Raw genomic sequence first — 16,862 nt, 5'->3', positions numbered from 1 at the left:
TCTTCCTTTCAGAGCATCACGTCGCCAGAATTGGGTCCGAGCGTTTGGCCGACGAAAAGGCTGGCTGCTGGCGAGGCCAGAAACACCACCGTCGCCGCCACCTCCTCGGGCTCGCCGAAGCGGCCGAGCGGTAATTCGCGCTTCTTGCGTTCGCGCCATTCCTCGGAAAGTCCCTCTACAAGCGGCGTATTGATCGGCCCCGGTGCCACGGCATTGACGCGCACGCCGCGGCTTGAGACTTCGCGGGCGAGCGACTTGGTCATGCCGATGATGGCTGCTTTGGCGCCCGAATAATGAACGAGCTCGACACCGCCGATCTGTCCGAGCTGAGAGGCGATGTTGACGATAACACCCTCGCCGCGCGCCAGCATCGACGGCAAGACCGCCTTGGTCATCAGAAAGTTGCCGCGAACATGAACGGCAAACATCCGGTCGAAGTCTTCAACCTCAAGGTTCTCAAACGCCGCCTGATGCGCAATGCCGGCATTGTTGACGAGAAGGGCGACGTCGCCATGCGAGGCCTTGGCGGCGGCATGGACCGCTGCCACATCCTCTGGCCGCGTGATATCGCCGGCGATCGCGGTCGCCACGCCGCCCACCTTGATGATCTCCGATGCGACGGACTGAGCCCGGTCTTCTGAGAGGTCATTGACCAGAACGGCATAGCCATCCGCTGCGAGGCGAAGGGCGATAGCTCGACCAATACCCGAACCAGCACCGGTAACGATGGCAGAGACCTTCTGCGTCATCATGCATCCTCCTGGATACGGGCACGCTTGGCACGGCGCACCGACATCCCCATGAGGATCGCGTAGGTGCCGAGAAGCGCGAAGGAAAACAGGGTGGTCAAGACACCGAAGGCGAAGACGTTCGGATGGACCTCGACGGAGAAGGTGCCGTAGATAGCGAGCGGCAACGTCAGCTCGCGGCCGGAGGCAAACAGGGTCCGTGAAAATTCGTCATAGGAGAGCGTGAAGGCAAAGAGCATGGCCGAAAGCACGCCCGGGAAGATGAGCGGAAAGGTAACCTTGCGGAAAGTGCGCGCCGGCGTGACGCCGAGCGACCAGGATGCTTCCTCCATGCTCGGATCGAACCTGTTGAAGATGGCGAGCATGACCAGGAACGCGAAGGGGAAGGTGTAAACGACATGCAGGACGAAGGCCGTGCTCCACCAGTGCCGATCAATGCTGAAGGCATTGGCTACAAGCGCCATGCCGAGACCGACAAGCACGCCCGGCACCATCATGCCGAGAACGATCAGGTAGAAGACGACGCCTGAGCCGCGAAACTTGCGGCGGAAGGCCTGGGCGGACATGACGCCGAGTACGGTCGAGACGATCATGGTCATCAAGGCCAGCGACAGCGAGCGGATGAGCGCCTGATCAATCGGCAGCGGCGCAATGCGCGAAGGCGGTGTCAGCCCGAAGAGATGGCGATACCAATAGGTCGACCATTCGATGATCGGAAATTGCGGACCACCCTCCGGACCCGTCTGGAACGACAGGATCGCCAGAACGACAAGCGGTCCATAAAGGAAGACGAGAAACAGGGCCGTATAGACACCCAGGCCGAGCTTGATGCTGCCGGTATTCATGATCAAAGCTCCTTTCTGAGGTCGACGACCTTGAGCAGTGCGGCGATGACGGCACCCATGACGATCGTCAGGACGACACCCGCCACCGCCGCGAACGCCCATTTGAGCGATCCGACCTGGGTGACGATGATGTTGCCGAGCAGATTGACCTTGCGTCCGGACAGTGCCGCCGACGTGGCGAATTCTCCGAGGACCATGACGGAGACGAAGATCGCACCGACGACAACGCCCGGCATGGACAGCGGCAGGATGATCGTGCGGAAGATGCGCCAGAAGCCGGCGCCGAGATCCTGTGCGGCCTCGATGACCGAGGCATCGATGCGGCCCATCATGAAGGCGATCGGACCGACCATGAAAACGCAATAGATCTGCGTCATGCCGATGATGACGGACAGTTCCGAAAACAACAGCACCTCGATCGGCTGCCTCACGACACCGAGATTCATCAGGATCATGTTGATCGCGCCTTCTGTGCCGAGCATCGGCCGCCATGCCAGCACGCGGATCAGGAAGGACGTCCAGAACGGAATGACGCAGAGGACAAGAAGCACGGTCTGCAGCGTCTTGTTCTTGATGAGAAGGCCGACGAACAGCCCAGCCGGGTAACCGACGACGAGCGTCGAGACCAGCACAAGCAGCCAGATTCGGATCGTCGTCCATAGAGCGCCGAGATAGGTGGCGCTGGTCAGAAAGGTGATCCAGCTCTGCAGGGTCAGCTTCGGTTCGATCTTGAAGGTCGTCTGCGTCCAGAAGGAAACATAGACCATCATCAGGATCGGCAGGACGAGAAAGGCGATCATCCAGATCATGCCCGGCGCCAGAAGCCAGAATGTCTTGTTGGATTTCCGGCGCACGGTCGCGCTTTCCTGCGCAGCTTCTTCGCTTGTCGCAACCATGGTCATCTCTCACTCTCCTTGGCGGATCCGGGGAAAGGGTTCAGGACGTTCACATCAGCCGAAGACAAGGGCATCTTCCTTCTTCCAGACGAGCGCGTAGCGGTGCTTTTCGATGAAGACGGGCGGACGCGCGTGGCTAAGGTGGGATTCGACCTCGAAGACATGGCCGCCGTCGAGCGCAAAGAAGGAGTTGACCGCCGCCCCTGAATATTCGCTTGCGATGAAATCCCCTTCGATGCGGACCTCGTCGGGGGATAAACTAGCCTCGCGAGGACGGATCGAGACGCGATCGTAGCGGATGGCATAGGCCGGTTGCGGCGCCTTCCGGCGCGACGTATTCAAGGGAAAGCGACCGGCAGGGCCGACGAAGACATCCTCGACCACGCTACCAGCAAACAGATTGTAGCAATTGAGGAAGCCGGCGACGGCTGCGGTCGCCGGGCTGTTGTAGACGATATCGGAGGCCGCGGCCTGCGCGATGCGGCCGCGATCGAGAACCAGCACGAGGTCGCCCATCGCCAGGGCCTCGGATTCGCTGCCCGTGACATGCAGGAACGTTACGCCACAGCGCTCGCGGATGGCCTTGAGTTCACTTCGCATGCGGCTGCGCAAATTGGCGTCGAGCGCTCCCAGCGGTTCGTCGAGCAACACCATCTTCGGCTCGGTCACTAGCGTGCGTGCCAGGGCGACACGCTGGCGCTGGCCGCCGGAAATCTGGGTGACGGCGCGGTCCTCAAAACCCTTGAGGCCGACCAACGCCAGCATGTCCTGAACCCTTGTCGCCAGGACACGCGTATCGGTCACCGGATCGACCTTGCGATTGCGCAAACCGAAGCCGACGTTTTCGGCGACGGACAGATGCGGAAACAACGCAAAATTCTGGAAGACGAAGCCGATGCCGCGATCATGCGGTTCGACGCCATCCAGGCGCTTGCCATGAAAGAGGATCGAACCGGAGTCCGGCTCCTCAAAGCCTGCTATGACGCGCAGCAGCGTCGTCTTGCCCGAACCGCTTGGCCCGAGCAGCGCGATATAGGCGTTGTCGGGCAGAGAGAAATCCACCGCATCCAGCGCGGGCGCGCCGCCATACGACTTGATGACTTTCTTGAGCTGAAGAACGGTCGACACCGAATTCCTACCAGTTTCAAGGCAAGGACCATCCTTCGGGCAAAGTGAAGCCGTTGCCGGAATCCTGTCGATCCGGACATAAGACGTCAGTCTGCATTCGCGCATAACTACATGCGCGTCAAAGAGATGTTCCTTGGCGTTTCAATGAGTTCCACCTGCGGCACTTCTGACGAGCGCCTTGATGACCGAAGCATTGCACAAATGATTTTTGTATTCAATAGACTTTTTCATAAAGTCGTGCGACCGAAGCGATAATAATCAAACGTACGCGATAAGGGCAAAGCATGATCAGAGCAATCGCGGCGCACCACGACACGGAAAACCCGCAGTGAAGGCCATTCAAACACCCTCACCGGAAACAATGGTCAAATTGAATCGCACCAAGGCTCCGCCCACCGGCAGCCATCATCGCAGTCTTCACCGTCTATATCGAATCAAAAAAACATATTTTGTATTCAATAGTCATTTATTTTTGCGCTATATTGGCTTTATAAAACGGGTAAGAGTGAGGCATCGGAACGACGTGAGTCCAACGCATCAGATGACCGAAAACCACGCGCGCGCCAATGCGCAGAAGCGCTACGAGATTGCGGAGGATGTCCTGCGCAGCAATATCGGCGACAGCACGCTGCCGCCCGGCGTCGTGCTGCTTGAAGGTCCGATCGCAGAAATCCTGCAGATTTCCCGCGCACCCGTGCAGCGGGCGCTTCAGACGCTGGAAAGCGAAGGGCTGGTGCACCGTTTCAATGGGCGCGGGTACCTCGTCGGGCCCGCAGGCCAGGGCATCGAGCCCAATCGCACCGATATCAAGACGCTTGGCCTCACCATTCCGCGCCATGCCGACGAGGCGCTTCAAAGCCGCTCGTCCTGGGAGCGGATCTATAATACCGTCGAAGCGGATGTCGCAGGCTGCGTCGTCTTCGGCCAATACCGTATTATCGAGATCGAGCTCGCCGACCATTTCAACGTCAGCCGCACCGTGGTGCGCGATGTGCTCACCCGCCTGCGCGAGCGCGGCCTTGTTCGCAAGAACCAGTCGTCCCACTGGATTGCCGGCCCGCTGACCGCGCAAATGATCAAGGATCACTATGGCCTGCGCTGCATGCTGGAGCCTCAATCTCTGGTCGCGGGCGCCGGCCGAGTCGACCGCGAGCGCTTGAACGACCTGTTCCTGCGGCTTTCCGATCTCGAACGACGCGAGCCGGCTGATCATCTTGCCGCTCTCGAAGCCGTCCATGCGGACTTCATCGATATCTGCATCCTTGCAACGCCGAACGAGCGTTTGAAGGAATCGATCCGGAACAATCTGCTTCCGGTGACAGCGACCGAGAGACTGCTGCGGCAGCTCGGCCTGCCCGGCGATCCGGCGATCATCACGGAACTGCGGCTGATCACCGAACTCTTGCTGCGGGGCGCCGTTAGAGCGGCGGCCGCGATGATGGAGAACCATCTGGAGGCCTCCGTCGACCGCACCATCGCCCAGATGAAGATCGTCGCCATCATCCCGGGTCCGAGTGTGACCGCCGCCTATCTCACCCGCGTTCTGGAGTGAAAGCCCGGAAGACCTTCTTGTGGCCCGTTGCCGTGTGAAGCCCGAGATCGAAGCTGCCGCCATTTGTCGGTCTCCTTACGACAGAGCAGCACGGAGGCGTGAGAGCAATGTCTGGCGATCCGCGCGAGCCGCCAGCGCTTGATCCATCGTCACCTCCACGAATTGCGTTGGCGTATGCGGCTGCAGTTGCGCAATCAGGTCCATGTCGGCGGAAATCACCGTTCCGAGCATGAAATAACCGCCACCGGAGACTGCGTCGCGATGCAGGATGATCGGCTCCGTCCCGCCCGGTACCTGGATCGAACCATAGGGATAGCAGCTGTCTACGATATTCGACGGATCCGAACCCGCACCGAAGGGCTGCTTGCGTTCGACGAATTCGAGCTTGCGGCCGCCACGGAAACGATATCCCATACGGTCGGCTTCAGGCGCCACCTTCCACTGGTCGGCAAAGAAGTTGCTCTTGGCCGCCTCGGTCAGCCGATCCCAATAGAGCCCCGGCAGCACCCGCAGTTCGGCCGGCATGCCGGGCTGGCGCCGCAGTTCTTCGGCGACGGATTTGCCTTCGCTCGCCATGGGGCCCGCGCCGACGGGAAGTTCATCTCCGGCGGCAATCGCCCTGCCCTTGTAGCCGCCAAGCGCCCCGATCACATAGGTCGACCGGCTTCCAAGGGCCTCTGGCACGTCGATGCCGCCCGATACCGCGATGCAGATCCGCGCCCCGGATTTCAGGAAGTCAAAGCTTACGGTCTGCCCTGCCCTGACCTTTAGCGCTGTCCAACCCGGCCGAAGCTCGCCGTCGATCCTGACTGGCAGGTCCGCGCCGGTGACCGCGATCAAGGCATCGTCGAGAAATTCGAGCTTAGGCCCCATGAAGACGGCCTCAAGCCCGGCTGCACCCTCGTCATTGCCGACAAGACGGTTTGCTGCCCGCATGGCGTAGCGGTCCATGGCGCCGCCAACCGGTATGCCGAGATGAAAATAGCCGGGTCGCCCGAGATCCTGAACGGTAGTCGAGAGGCCGTGATGAAGAACCTTAATGGCCATGCAGCGCGCCCTCCAGCTTGGCGTTGTAGCCGTCGATATCGGCCTGGTATTGCCGGAGATCGAAACTGACCTCGTAGATCGGTGGAGCAAAGCGTCCCTTGTCAACATCCTCGACCGCCTGATCGTAGCCGTCACGATCGATCGGCCGGAACTTCACGATGTCGCCGGGACGGAAGAACACCATGAAATCACGGAGGTAGCTCGTCGATTGCGTGGGATCGAAGATCGGCATCGGCGTGATGCCGAACATCTGATAGCCGCCTGCCCCACGCACCGAATAGATGCAGCCGAAGCAGCCGCCATGGCCGACCGTCAACCGCGGCGTATCAGTGCGCGGGCGCAGATATTTCGGTACCTCGATCTGCCGCTGCCGCTCGACCATCTGGTACATAAAGGGCAGGCCAGCGACGAAGCCGACCATGGAGACGAACCATGGCGAGCCGGCATGGGCCGAGATAAAATCCTTCACCGCGTCATAGCCGTTGATCCTGGCGGCATAGTCGAGATCCGTGCCTGTCGGCTCCTGATGCCGCTCGCGAAAGCGCATCAGCGTCTCATGCGTCCATGGGTCGTTGTAGAAGACCGGGATTTCGACGATACGGGTCGTCATGACCGGTTCCGCCTTTTCGGCTGCTCCCTCGATTGCCTTGACCTCGCGCAAGAGATCGTCCGGCTTGATCAGATCCGGATCGAACTTGATCTGGAAGGAGGCATTGGCAGGGCAGATTTCGGTGATGCCCCTGATGGCGCTCTCGCGGACTCCTTTGGCCATCGACAGGCTCTTGAAGAAGGCTTCGAGAGACATCTCGTCGCTGCATTCGACGAAGAGATGCTCGTCACCTCCGAATGTAAAGCGAGCTGGCATCAGGCAACCTCCGCTGATGTGCCGTCAACCGTGGAAAAATCGGTCTCCAGCCAGGATTCGAGAAAACGCGTATGGAATGTCCCCTTGCGCACCGATGGGTCGCGAGCAAGCGCAAGGTGCAGAGGTATCGTCGTCGGCAAGCCTTCGATCGTCAGCTTGGAAAGGGCAGCAGCCAGCCTGTCGAGGCAGGCATTGCGATCCTCGGCCCAGACGATGAGCTTGCCGAGCAGGGAGTCGTAGAAGGGCGGCACGGTATAACCGGCATAAAGCATCGTATCGAAACGGATGCCGTCACCTTCTGGAATCGAAAGCCGCGTCACGGTGCCCGGCGCCGGCAGGAAGCTCTTGGCCGGGTCCTCGGCATTGATCCGGCACTCGATGGCATGACCATGCACCCGAATATCGGACTGCGACAGCGACAAGGCAGCGCCACCCGCCACCTTGAACATTTCCTGCACCAGATCGATGCCGGTAGTCATCTCCGTCACCGGGTGTTCGACCTGGATGCGGGTATTCACTTCGATGAAATAGAACTGCCGGCCATCTTCGTCGTAGAGATACTCGACCGTGCCTGCTCCGCGATAACCGACTTCAGCGGCAAGTGCTACCGCGCTGGCGCAGAGGCGCTGCCGCACGTTATCGGGCAGCAGGAAGGCCTGCGCTTCCTCCCAAACCTTCTGGCGGCGACGCTGCAGCGAGCACTCACGCTCGAAACAATGCACGTAGTTCTGCCCGTCACCGAAGATCTGCACCTCGATATGACGGGCGCGGGGGATGACCTTCTCCATATAAAGGCCGCCATCGCCGAAAGCCGCAGCCGCCTCCGCCGAGGCGAGCGGAAATTGCTCCCTGAGTTCGGCGAGCGACTGAACGATGCGAATGCCACGTCCACCGCCGCCGGCTGCAGCCTTGATCATGACCGGAAAACCGGTGCGCTCGGCAACCACCTCGGCAGCCCCGATGTCGGCTACGCGGCCGTCGCTTCCCGGCACGGTCGGCACGCCGGCGCGTGCGGCAATCGCCCGCGCCGCCACCTTGTCGCCGAGCAATCGGATGGCCTCGCCGCTCGGCCCGATGAAAATCATGCCTGCTGCCTCGACGGCATCGGCAAAATCTCCGTTTTCAGACAGAAATCCATATCCCGGGTGAACGGCATCAACGCCGGCCAAACGCGCCGCCGAGACGATGGCTTCGATGTTCAGGTAGGATTTCTTCGGAGCCGGCGAGCCGATATTGATCGCCTCGTCGGCCAGCTTCACCGCGAGCATCTCGGAATCTGCCGCGCTATGGACCTGCACGGTGCGAATGCCGAGCGCTTTGGCAGCCTTTATGATCCTGACGGCGATCTCGCCGCGGTTGGCAACCAGGACCGAGCGGATCGTCATGGATCCACCTCCGCGATGATCTGGCCAGCCATTACAGGCTCTTCGTTCTCGACGAGGAACGTGATGTTCTTGCCGTCAAGCCCGGCCGGGATCTGCTGAAAGGTTTTCATGACCTCGATAAGGCCGATAGTATCGGTTGCAGTGACGATATCGCCCTCGGTCTTGAAGGGCGGCGTGTCCGGAGAGGAGGCTCTGTAGAAGGTTCCCGGAAGGGGTGATCTGATCTCAAGCTTGCTCATGGGACCTCCGCGCTGCGTCACTGTTCAAAATTTGTGAAACGGGTGCAACTTTTATGCCCTCGGCAACGAGGGCCTCACGCATGTGGCGCACGATATCGAGCGCGCCCAAAGTATCGGAATGAAAGCAGATGGAATCGAAGACGATCGGAATATCAGTACCATTGACGGTGCGCACGAGGCCTTCGGTGCAAGCCCTGATCACCTTGCGAGCGATCGCCTTGGGATCGGGACGACCCGCATCCCTGGTAAAGACGATCCATCCCGTATCGCCGTAGTCACGATCGGCATAGAACTCGCGCACGATCGGCTGGCCGGCCTCCTGCGCGGCGAGGCAGGTCGCCGAACCGTCCATGCAGAAAACGAACATGTTCGGCGCCGCCGTGCGCATATATTGTATGAATATCTGCGAAAGGTCCGTGTTCGCCGCCAGTTCCATGTAGAGGGCGCCATGTGGTTTCACGTGTTGGACGGGCACGCCATGGCGTCTGGCGAACTCCCGCAGCGCACCGACCTGGTAGATCAGATCGTTGATGATCTCGCGGCTGGTGCCATTGATCTTGCGCCGCCCGAAGCCCTGGAGATCGTTATAGCCGGGATGAGCCCCGACTCCGACCCCGTGAGCGGCCGCGATCCGCACAGTCTCATCCATCAGATTGGGATCGCCGGCATGAAAACCGGTGGCGATATTGGCCGAACTGATGAGCGAGATGAGCTCCTCGTCATGTGCGTCACCGATCCGCCATCGGCCGAAGGCCTCCCCCATGTCGCAATTGATGTCGACAGCTTCCTTCAAGTGTATTCCCTCACACATGCGTCCTGACCAGACTGTTGATGAGGACGCTAGAGGGAAAGGCCTCCCTTGAAAAATACAATTTTCAAAGCATCAATATCTGATAAATTAATATCATCGCTTAAAATGACGCCACGTAATACTAATTTATATCAATAGGATAGATAGATTGCATAAAAATAAATCGAAAATTGGCTCGTTTTAGATCCACGAAATCGGAATCGATATAATGGTTTTCAGATAAACAGATAGGATGAGACCATGAGCCTCAGTCTGCGGCAGCTTCGCTACTTCGTTGCAACGGCCGAATATGGGCAGATCTCGCATGCGGCCGTCAGCCTGTCGATCTCGCAGTCCGCCGTTACCGCAGCGATCAAGGATCTCGAACTGACAGTCGGAGTGTCTCTATTCAACCGCACGCCACAGGGAATGGACCTGACCACGGCCGGTCGGCAATTTCTGTCGCATGCCTATGAAATTCTGGCCAAGGTCGATGAAGCGACCCATCTCAATCTCGTCAGCAGCGATATCGACGGAGAGCTCGTCGTCGCCGCGACCTATACCGTCATCGGCTATTTCCTGCCGCTTCACATCGAACGTATCCGTCGCCTCTACCCGAAACTGAAAATTCAGCTCTACGAGGTAAATCGAGAGTCGATCGAGGAAGGCTTGCTCACCAACCGCTACGATATATCAGTGCTGCTGACATCGAACATCCTCAATCCGATGCTGACCACCGAAACACTCCTGAGCTCGGTCCGGCGTCTCTGGCTTCCAGCAGGCCACGACCTGCAGCACCGCGACGGTATAGGCCTGCGTGAAATCGCCGAAGAGCCCTACATCATGCTGACGGTCGATGAGGCGGCCCACTCGTCGCTGCGATACTGGAGCCGAAGCCCTTATCAGCCGAAGGTGCTTTTGAGGACCAGCTCGATCGAAGCTGTGCGGTCGATGGTAGCGAATGGTCTCGGCGTCGCCATCCTTTCGGACATGGTGCACCGCCCCTGGTCGCTCGAAGGGCGGCGCATCGAGACCGTGAATATCCAGGACCCGGTCCCGCCCATGGATGTGGGGCTGGCCTGGCGAGCCAATGTCGAATTCAGTCAGCCGATGCTGGCCTTCAGACGTTACTTCCAGCAGGCATTCAGTCTGCCGGGCACCAATGCGTGAGTTGTTCGGGATGAATCCGTTCAGCAATCCGCATTGGATCGAGCCCTGCATCTACCTCTTTATGATGATCCTCGGTTCCTTGAGTAGTATATTTGGTAGTATTTTCGTAAAAACAATATCGCAATGGTTGCAACGCATCATGCAGGCAGTAGCATTTCAGACATCGGGCAGCGCCGCTGACGGCATATGCCTCCGTTTTGTGCGTTCGTTTAGAATTCCGCCGCAGCGACCATGATTGCCGCCTTTACAGCAAGATAGAAGGAAATTCTGATCTCGTTCCGAGGACTGCTTCCAAAATCTCCTGAGTAATTCTTGAGCACTTGCGGCCCATCGCGTTAGCACAATTTTAAGGATGTTGCAGCGCACAACAAATCATGTAACGATCCATGCATTCTTTCGGGAGGAAGAATATAGGCAGCTTCATTAAAGGAACTGTAGCTATGTTTTCCTTTCTCAAAAGCAAAAATAGCCAAAACAATGGCGCTTCTGTTAGATTAGCGTCCTATGCTGTACTTGGCGTCATCGGAACAGTATTTGCCTCGTCTGCGTTTCCACCCTTCTTCACCTCGACATCGAGCCGCGCTGTCATAAACGCGCCACTCGTGCCGTTGACGACGCCGATCAGCGGCAAGGTCATGTCGCTTGGCTCGGCTGACCAGATCATCGTGGAGAATGATCGAGTCGACAATTCCACCTTGATCGGCCTGAAGGTCCAGCTTGTGGCGCTGCACGACGAGCTGGCGCAGAAGAACGGCATCGTCGCGGACTATGCACAGCGCATCAAGGATTTCGAAAACGACCTGGCGGGCCAGCAAGCAGCACTGCTGGCCAGGACTAATGCCGATCTCAAGGCGGCGGAGGCGGCTTTGGAGATGGTGACCTATTCGTCCCGCATCGCAAAGGCAGAAGCGGCGCGCAAGCTCAAACTCATGGCTAAGGGCATAGCCGCAGGCACCCAGGACGAGGTTGCCGACACCCTCCGCCTGGAGGATGCAAAGCTTGAGGCAGCCGGGCTCTCGGTCGCCAAGCTTAAGGCGGAAGTCGACTTCGCGCGCGAAGGCATCTATGTGGGCGCCGACCTGCAGTCGCTTCAAAATCTTCAGCAGGAAATCCGCACCCGCAAGGCCGATCTGCTGCAGATTAAGATGCAGATCGCCACAATGCGCTCGAAGGAAGCCGAGTTAAGTTCCCTCGTGGCTACAGAGGGCGAGCGCGTCCAAAGGCTTGCCCGCGCCGATCTCCACATCCCCCAGACGAGCCAGCTCTACAAGCCGGTAGCCGCATCGGGGCGTGAGGTCACTGCCGGCGACACGCTGGCGGAGATGCTCGACTGCCGCGATGCTTTCGTGGTGGCGATTTTCTCCGAACGGCAAGCTCAGGCGCTTGCTGTCGGTTCGAAGGTTCAAGTCAGCGCCGACGGCTGGGCGCGGGTGGCGGACGGGACAATCACAAGGTTGGTCCCCCGCACGACGGACAGGGTCGACTTGGATTATGCCGTGCCGTTCCCGCCGACGGAGCGCCGCGAGCTATATGTCTATATCCGGCTGACCGAGCCGGATCAGGCAGTGTTTCGCGACAGCCAATTCTGCTCCGTCGGAACATGGGTGGATGTGACTATGCCCGAGCAGTGGCTGCAGAAGACGCAGGAATATGTGCGCGAGGCATCGACATCCCTTATCGGCATTGCACAGGCATCGGCGGCGCAATGGCCTGCCGCCAAAACAGAGCTGAGCGGACTTGTGCAGCGATCCGCCGTGCGGCTCGGCACGGCGAAAGGCATCGGTCGCGGCATGAAAGGCCCTCGCGACATCTCAGCCCCAGATGAGATGCCGGCTCTCCGGCCGTACCGAGCCGATGCACACGCTGTCGACCTGCTGAACGAGAGGATGGGCATTCTCCCGGCCAAGAGCTGACGCTGGCGATCGTGCAGTAACGGAGAGTATTCACTTACCAATTGACGAGTCGTAGCTGACGCCGATCTTGCTCAATGAGCCGCCATGCGCTGTCGAAAGACATGCAGGGGCTGGTCGTCGCGCCAAAGTAACGAAGGAAGGGATCATGTTCTTCAGTTCCAACGACGACATCTTCAGCGTGCTGACATTCGATCTTCTCATCGCGATCTGTGCACTCCTTTTCGCAATGCTCGGCAATCCGAAGCGGATGGTCGAGCGGGCCGCCTTCAGCCTGCTCATGCTTTTGTCGCTCGGGCTCTACATTTCTTGGCGCGCGCTTGACACCCTGCCGCCCTTCGAGCTTTCTGCAGAGACGATCTGGAACTATATCTATTTCCTCTTCGAAGCCGTCTCAGTGCTTTATGCCATGGGCTCGGTGCTGATTTTGCTGCGGAGGACGGATTGGACTGAACAGGCCGACCGCAGCGAGCAGGAGCTAAGGGCGGCTACAAACCTTCCTAGCGTCGACGTGTTCATTTGCACTTACAATGAGCCGCTGAATATCCTGGAAAAATCCGTCATCGCCGCGCAGGCGATGGATTATCGCCAGCTTCGGGTCTTTGTCTGTGACGACACGCGCCGGCCGGAGGTTCGCCAATATTGCGACCGTGTCGGGGTCAACTACATGACCCGCCCAGATAACAAACACGCCAAGGCCGGCAACCTCAACAACGCGCTGCGTCACACCAACATGCTCGCCGATGTCTCCGATTTCATCATGGTTCTCGATGCGGATTTCGCGCCTCAGGCGAACTTCCTCAATCGCGTCGTCGGCCTCTTTAAGGACGGCAAGGTCGCTGTTGTCCAGACGCCGCAATTTTACTTCAACAGCGATCCCATTCAGCACAATCTTGGCATCCGTCACTCTTTCGTCGATGACCAAAGGGTCTTCTTCGACACGTTCCAACCGGCAAAGGACGCGGCCGGATGTGCATTCTGTGTCGGGACCAGTTTCGTCCTCCGCCGGGCGGCGGTCAATGAACTCGGCGGCTTTCCACATGAAGCGCTCTCGGAAGACATGCTACTGACCTATCGCCTGATGGAGCGAGGTTATGTGACCCGCTGGCTCAATGAGAAGCTGAGCGTCGGGCTGTCGGCCGAAGGCATTCCCGAATATATCACGCAAAGGACCCGCTGGTGTCTCGGCACCATCCAGATCGGCCTCCTGCGCGATGGACCGCTCTGGCGCGGAAAGTTCACGCTCACGCAGCGGCTTCACTACTTGCACGGCCTGTTTTGCTGGCTGTCCAAGCCGTTCATTCTCTGCCTCCTGCTGGCGCCTTCCATATATTGGCTGACCGGCATACCCGCGCTGCAGGCTGATGAGTTGCTCTTCATGAAATATGGCCTCAGCTCGCTTTTCCTGTTCTGGGCCTATTCGACGTGGATCTCCGAAAGGCGTACGCTGCCGCTCTTCACCGAGGTCACCCATGCGCTGACGGCCGTGCCGATCACGATCACCCTTCTCCAGGCGATCCGCAAGCCGTTCGGCCGCCCCTTCAAGGTGACGGAAAAGGGCGGCGACAGGTCGGCGATCCGGGTCCACCGGCCGACGGCGCTGTTCTTCGGCTTCGTCGCGGCGATGTCGGCGCTCTCCGTCATCCGGGTGGTTTACGGCTGGGATGCGCCCGTCGAATTTTCGGGGCGCGAATGCCTCAATCTCGTCTGGTCCGCAGTTGCGATGGTGATCGCTTTCACCAGCCTGCTTTGCTGCATCGAATTGCCCCGGCTCGGCCAGGAAGAGCCCATCGGGATCAGTCTCGACGCGAAACACAAGGCGGACGACACGATTGCCGATGTGACGATAACAGCCTTGTCCACGGAAGGCGCCGCCATTGCGCGATTGGTCCCGGTGGGTTCTCGAGACGAGGCCTTGTTCATCCCCGAAGTCGGCTGGGTTTCGGCAGGCGCTAGCGCCGCGCCGTCGGCCACGCCGTTTGCGCTATTTCCGACGCCGGAGCAACATGATGCGATCTTGCGGCTGCTGTTTAGAACCGCGCCCGGCAACGTGGCCGAAAAGGGCGATCTTGGCAAATCGATGCGGATGCTCCTATCGCGCGCTTTGTCCTGACGAAGAGAAGGGGCTGAAATGCATTTTTTGCGCAGCGTCAGAAAGAAAGCGGTGGTCGATCTGTTCGGGACCTTCTTGGCCGTTGTCATGATTGTCGCTTTCTCGACCATCAGCGCCGGGGCGGCAATCGGCGGACGGGACGTACAGCTCGCCTCAAGGCTCTGCGATGGGCTGATTGCTCATATGAGCGGCGATCCGGCACAACCCTTCATCTTCCGAAGCTTCGAGCCCGCGAATGGCGGTTCACGGCTGCATCCCACACTTGAAAACACCGGCTTCACATACGACAACGCACTTGCGGCGATAGCGCTCTATGCCTGCGGCCGAAAGGCCGAAGCTGGACGCGTTGCTGACGCGCTCGTTCTCGCGCTGAACACAGATCGATATTATCACGACGGACGGCTGCGAAATGCCTACCGCTCTGGCCCCGTTGTGCCCGGCAAGGAGGGCATGTTGCTGCCCGGTTATTGGAATTCCACCACCAACTCCTGGGAGGAAGACGGATATCAGGTGGGCAGTGCGACGGGCAGCACGGCTTGGGCAGCGCTCGCGCTGCTCGCGGCCTACGAGCAGACGGACCGTCCGGCTTACCTTGACGCTGCCGGCAAGATCATGGAATGGATCCAAACCGCCGTGGCAGACCCGCAAAATCCCGGCTATTTCGGCGGCTTTTTCGGGCACGAACCCGCACCCGATCGCGTGACGTGGAAGTCCACAGAACACAATCTCGATATTTACGCCGCCGATCGCTGGCTCGCCCGTCTCGACCCCCAGCGCGACTGGGAGCATCTTGGCGAGCATGCACGCCTCTTTCTGGACGCCATGTGGGACGAGAAGGAGGGGCGCTTTTTCATCGGCAGCATGCCTGGCAGCAATGCGCCGAACACGAATATGTCGGGTCTGGACGCGGAACTATGGCCGCTCATTGCCGTACCGTCCTATGCAGCCAGGTCCGGACGCGTTCTGGAATGGACGGCGCGCCATCATGGTGTCGAGGGCGGCTTCGACTTCAACGACGATCGCGACGGCATCTGGCTCGAAGGCACCGCCCAGGCCGCGCTCGTCTTTCGTCTTGCCGGCCGGGCAGCCGAGGCCGAGCCGTTGCTCGCTACGATCTCTGCGCAAGTGGCGCCAGACGGCCTCGTTTATGCAACGGTGAAGGACGAGCTTTCGACCGGGCTCCAGGTCGGACCCAATTCCGCACCCGGCGATTTCAAGTACTTTCGTCTGCCGCACATCGCCGCGACGGCATGGGCCGTGCTCGCCGCTGTTGGCTACAATCCCTTCATCGGCATGGCCGATCAGCGGGCCAGCCGGTGAGCATTAAGGGTCCTGGTGCGTTTGGCGCGGGCCATCGGCTGGCCGGTGTTGGAAGCCCACGTCGGCACGGTCTATTCGGACGGAACGGGCATGCCGCCACTGCCGACGCGGGCTGGCCATTCTCAAGCACACGTTCAACCTGTCAGACGAGGCCCTGTGCGACCACTGAGTGGAGAACCCCTATTTCCAGCACCTGTGCGACGCTGCCTCCTCGGGAGCTCGGGCAATTCGACCCCAACAGGCCCGCCTTCACGCAGCGCGTTTTGAGGTTCAGATCGATAACGCACTCGCAACTGCGGCCATCGAAAATCCACCCAACACTAGCGATGCCAGTTTGTACGTGTGGCGACGTACACTGAACGGCAGGCTCGCCCCGAACGCAACCCATCCCAAACCGGCAAGCGTCGAAAGAAGCGCATAGGTCAATACCCAAACTGGAAAATGAACCGCACCTGCAGGAATGAGAACGGTACCAACCAGCATGGCCTTTGGATTGACCAGCGTGGTCAGCAAGACTCGGATAAACGCCTCCCGCGCTGGCCGCGCATCCGTGTGGAACGACATCCCCCAGAGCTTGAAAGCCGAATAAAGCAGCCAGCCTGCTGCCATCAGCTTTATCGTGGCAAAAGCCGCAGCGTTGCCTCGAACCGTATCCGCGACTGCCGCAAACACCGACACCGCGACGATATATCCAATGGCCTCTGCGACGGGCATGATGGCCGCTCGTCGCAATCCGAACGAGGCACCGCACGTAGCGAGAACCGTGTTGGTCGGGCCTGGCGTGAGCAGAATGGTGATGGACGTCAGAACAAACGATAGGGTGATCATGGAAGTACCAGCGGGGAGAAAACGC

15 protein-coding genes and 1 pseudogene are annotated in these 16,862 nt (G+C 59.5%); 6 read left to right on the top strand and 10 right to left on the bottom strand.

The window, feature by feature from the left end:
• Positions 1-8 precede the first annotated feature (8 nt).
• Genes CCGE525_RS23160 through CCGE525_RS23145 form a run of 4 tightly spaced genes read right to left on the bottom strand, consistent with a single transcriptional unit; the run spans position 9 to position 3,618 of the window.
• On the bottom strand, positions 9-749 hold the full coding sequence (locus CCGE525_RS23160) for an SDR family NAD(P)-dependent oxidoreductase (protein ID WP_120708588.1): 741 nt from the start codon (positions 747-749) through the stop codon (positions 9-11).
• Positions 749-1,594: an ABC transporter permease gene (locus CCGE525_RS23155; RefSeq protein WP_120706716.1), complete on the bottom strand. Its 846-nt coding sequence runs from the start codon at positions 1,592-1,594 to the stop codon at positions 749-751. Before CCGE525_RS23155 ends, CCGE525_RS23160 begins: the two co-directional genes overlap by 1 nt.
• Positions 1,595-1,596: 2 nt before the next feature.
• A complete protein-coding gene (locus CCGE525_RS23150) occupies positions 1,597-2,496 on the bottom strand; it encodes an ABC transporter permease (RefSeq protein WP_120706715.1) in 900 nt (299 codons plus the stop codon).
• 48 nt (positions 2,497-2,544) lie between these two features.
• Positions 2,545-3,618 (bottom strand): ABC transporter ATP-binding protein, encoded by a 1,074-nt coding sequence (locus tag CCGE525_RS23145; RefSeq protein WP_120706714.1) that lies wholly within the window; start codon positions 3,616-3,618, stop codon positions 2,545-2,547.
• A gap of 541 nt (positions 3,619-4,159) precedes the next feature.
• Here CCGE525_RS23145 and CCGE525_RS23140 point away from each other — a divergent pair.
• The gene (locus tag CCGE525_RS23140) at positions 4,160-5,170 is read left to right on the top strand and encodes a GntR family transcriptional regulator (RefSeq protein ID WP_120706713.1); all 1,011 of its coding nucleotides are present in this window, start codon (positions 4,160-4,162) and stop codon (positions 5,168-5,170) included.
• Positions 5,171-5,245: 75 nt separating this feature from the next.
• Here CCGE525_RS23140 and CCGE525_RS23135 read toward each other — a convergent pair whose 3' ends face one another.
• From CCGE525_RS23135 to CCGE525_RS23115, 5 genes are read right to left on the bottom strand one after another with little or no spacing between them, the layout of a single operon-like run.
• Positions 5,246-6,217, bottom strand: coding sequence for a 5-oxoprolinase subunit C family protein (locus CCGE525_RS23135; protein ID WP_120706712.1), 972 nt, complete (start codon positions 6,215-6,217; stop codon positions 5,246-5,248).
• Positions 6,207-7,082, bottom strand: coding sequence for a 5-oxoprolinase subunit B family protein (locus CCGE525_RS23130; protein ID WP_120706711.1), 876 nt, complete (start codon positions 7,080-7,082; stop codon positions 6,207-6,209). The genes CCGE525_RS23135 and CCGE525_RS23130 overlap by 11 nt, the downstream gene beginning before the upstream one ends.
• Positions 7,082-8,467, bottom strand: coding sequence for an acetyl-CoA carboxylase biotin carboxylase subunit (locus CCGE525_RS23125; RefSeq protein WP_120706710.1), 1,386 nt, complete (start codon positions 8,465-8,467; stop codon positions 7,082-7,084). The genes CCGE525_RS23130 and CCGE525_RS23125 overlap by 1 nt, the downstream gene beginning before the upstream one ends.
• Positions 8,464-8,706, bottom strand: coding sequence for an acetyl-CoA carboxylase (locus CCGE525_RS23120; protein ID WP_120706709.1), 243 nt, complete (start codon positions 8,704-8,706; stop codon positions 8,464-8,466). The genes CCGE525_RS23125 and CCGE525_RS23120 overlap by 4 nt, the downstream gene beginning before the upstream one ends.
• Positions 8,693-9,499, bottom strand: a complete 807-nt coding sequence (locus CCGE525_RS23115) for a 5-oxoprolinase subunit PxpA (protein WP_120706708.1) — start codon at positions 9,497-9,499, stop codon at positions 8,693-8,695. Before CCGE525_RS23115 ends, CCGE525_RS23120 begins: the two co-directional genes overlap by 14 nt.
• Before the next feature lie 258 nt (positions 9,500-9,757).
• On the opposite strand from CCGE525_RS23115, the gene CCGE525_RS23110 reads away from it, so the two are divergent.
• From CCGE525_RS23110 to CCGE525_RS23090, 5 genes and pseudogenes are all read left to right on the top strand, one after another.
• Positions 9,758-10,666: a LysR family transcriptional regulator gene (locus tag CCGE525_RS23110; RefSeq protein WP_120706707.1), complete on the top strand. Its 909-nt coding sequence runs from the start codon at positions 9,758-9,760 to the stop codon at positions 10,664-10,666.
• 440 nt (positions 10,667-11,106) lie between these two features.
• Positions 11,107-12,579 carry an HlyD family secretion protein gene (locus CCGE525_RS23105; RefSeq protein WP_120706706.1) on the top strand — a complete coding sequence of 491 codons (1,473 nt, stop codon included), beginning with the start codon at positions 11,107-11,109 and terminating at the stop codon, positions 12,577-12,579.
• Between the two features lie 145 nt (positions 12,580-12,724).
• Positions 12,725-14,689 carry a glycosyltransferase family 2 protein gene (locus tag CCGE525_RS23100; protein ID WP_120706705.1) on the top strand — a complete coding sequence of 655 codons (1,965 nt, stop codon included), beginning with the start codon at positions 12,725-12,727 and terminating at the stop codon, positions 14,687-14,689.
• 18 nt (positions 14,690-14,707) lie between these two features.
• Positions 14,708-16,009 (top strand): hypothetical protein, encoded by a 1,302-nt coding sequence (locus CCGE525_RS23095; protein WP_162950275.1) that lies wholly within the window; start codon positions 14,708-14,710, stop codon positions 16,007-16,009.
• A gap of 12 nt (positions 16,010-16,021) precedes the next feature.
• Positions 16,022-16,175: pseudogene (locus CCGE525_RS23090) on the top strand (IS5/IS1182 family transposase); the annotation flags it as partial.
• A 104-nt stretch (positions 16,176-16,279) separates the two neighbouring features.
• Here the strand turns inward: CCGE525_RS23090 and CCGE525_RS23085 are convergent.
• On the bottom strand, positions 16,280-16,723 hold the full coding sequence (locus CCGE525_RS23085) for a threonine transporter (protein WP_245472269.1): 444 nt from the start codon (positions 16,721-16,723) through the stop codon (positions 16,280-16,282).
• Positions 16,724-16,862: the final 139 nt, after the last annotated feature.

Source organism: Rhizobium jaguaris (assembly GCF_003627755.1).
Lineage (GTDB): Bacteria > Pseudomonadota > Alphaproteobacteria > Rhizobiales > Rhizobiaceae > Rhizobium > Rhizobium jaguaris.
This window is presented reverse-complemented; position numbering and strand designations above follow the sequence as displayed.

Excerpts from the sequence above, each read along its gene's own strand:
- CCGE525_RS23160 (WP_120708588.1), bottom strand. The coding sequence starts at position 749 with ATGACGCAGAAGGTCTCTGCCATCGTTACCGGTGCTGGTTCGGGTATT.
- CCGE525_RS23140 (WP_120706713.1), top strand. The coding sequence starts at position 4,160 with ATGACCGAAAACCACGCGCGCGCCAATGCGCAGAAGCGCTACGAGATT.
- CCGE525_RS23095 (WP_162950275.1), top strand. The coding sequence starts at position 14,708 with ATGCATTTTTTGCGCAGCGTCAGAAAGAAAGCGGTGGTCGATCTGTTC.
- CCGE525_RS23135 (WP_120706712.1), bottom strand. The coding sequence starts at position 6,217 with ATGGCCATTAAGGTTCTTCATCACGGCCTCTCGACTACCGTTCAGGAT.
- CCGE525_RS23085 (WP_245472269.1), bottom strand. The coding sequence starts at position 16,723 with ATGCCCGTCGCAGAGGCCATTGGATATATCGTCGCGGTGTCGGTGTTT.
- CCGE525_RS23105 (WP_120706706.1), top strand. The coding sequence starts at position 11,107 with ATGTTTTCCTTTCTCAAAAGCAAAAATAGCCAAAACAATGGCGCTTCT.
- CCGE525_RS23110 (WP_120706707.1), top strand. The coding sequence starts at position 9,758 with ATGAGCCTCAGTCTGCGGCAGCTTCGCTACTTCGTTGCAACGGCCGAA.
- CCGE525_RS23150 (WP_120706715.1), bottom strand. The coding sequence starts at position 2,496 with ATGACCATGGTTGCGACAAGCGAAGAAGCTGCGCAGGAAAGCGCGACC.
- CCGE525_RS23120 (WP_120706709.1), bottom strand. The coding sequence starts at position 8,706 with ATGAGCAAGCTTGAGATCAGATCACCCCTTCCGGGAACCTTCTACAGA.
- CCGE525_RS23100 (WP_120706705.1), top strand. The coding sequence starts at position 12,725 with ATGTTCTTCAGTTCCAACGACGACATCTTCAGCGTGCTGACATTCGAT.
- CCGE525_RS23125 (WP_120706710.1), bottom strand. The coding sequence starts at position 8,467 with ATGACGATCCGCTCGGTCCTGGTTGCCAACCGCGGCGAGATCGCCGTC.
- CCGE525_RS23155 (WP_120706716.1), bottom strand. The coding sequence starts at position 1,594 with ATGAATACCGGCAGCATCAAGCTCGGCCTGGGTGTCTATACGGCCCTG.
- CCGE525_RS23130 (WP_120706711.1), bottom strand. The coding sequence starts at position 7,082 with ATGCCAGCTCGCTTTACATTCGGAGGTGACGAGCATCTCTTCGTCGAA.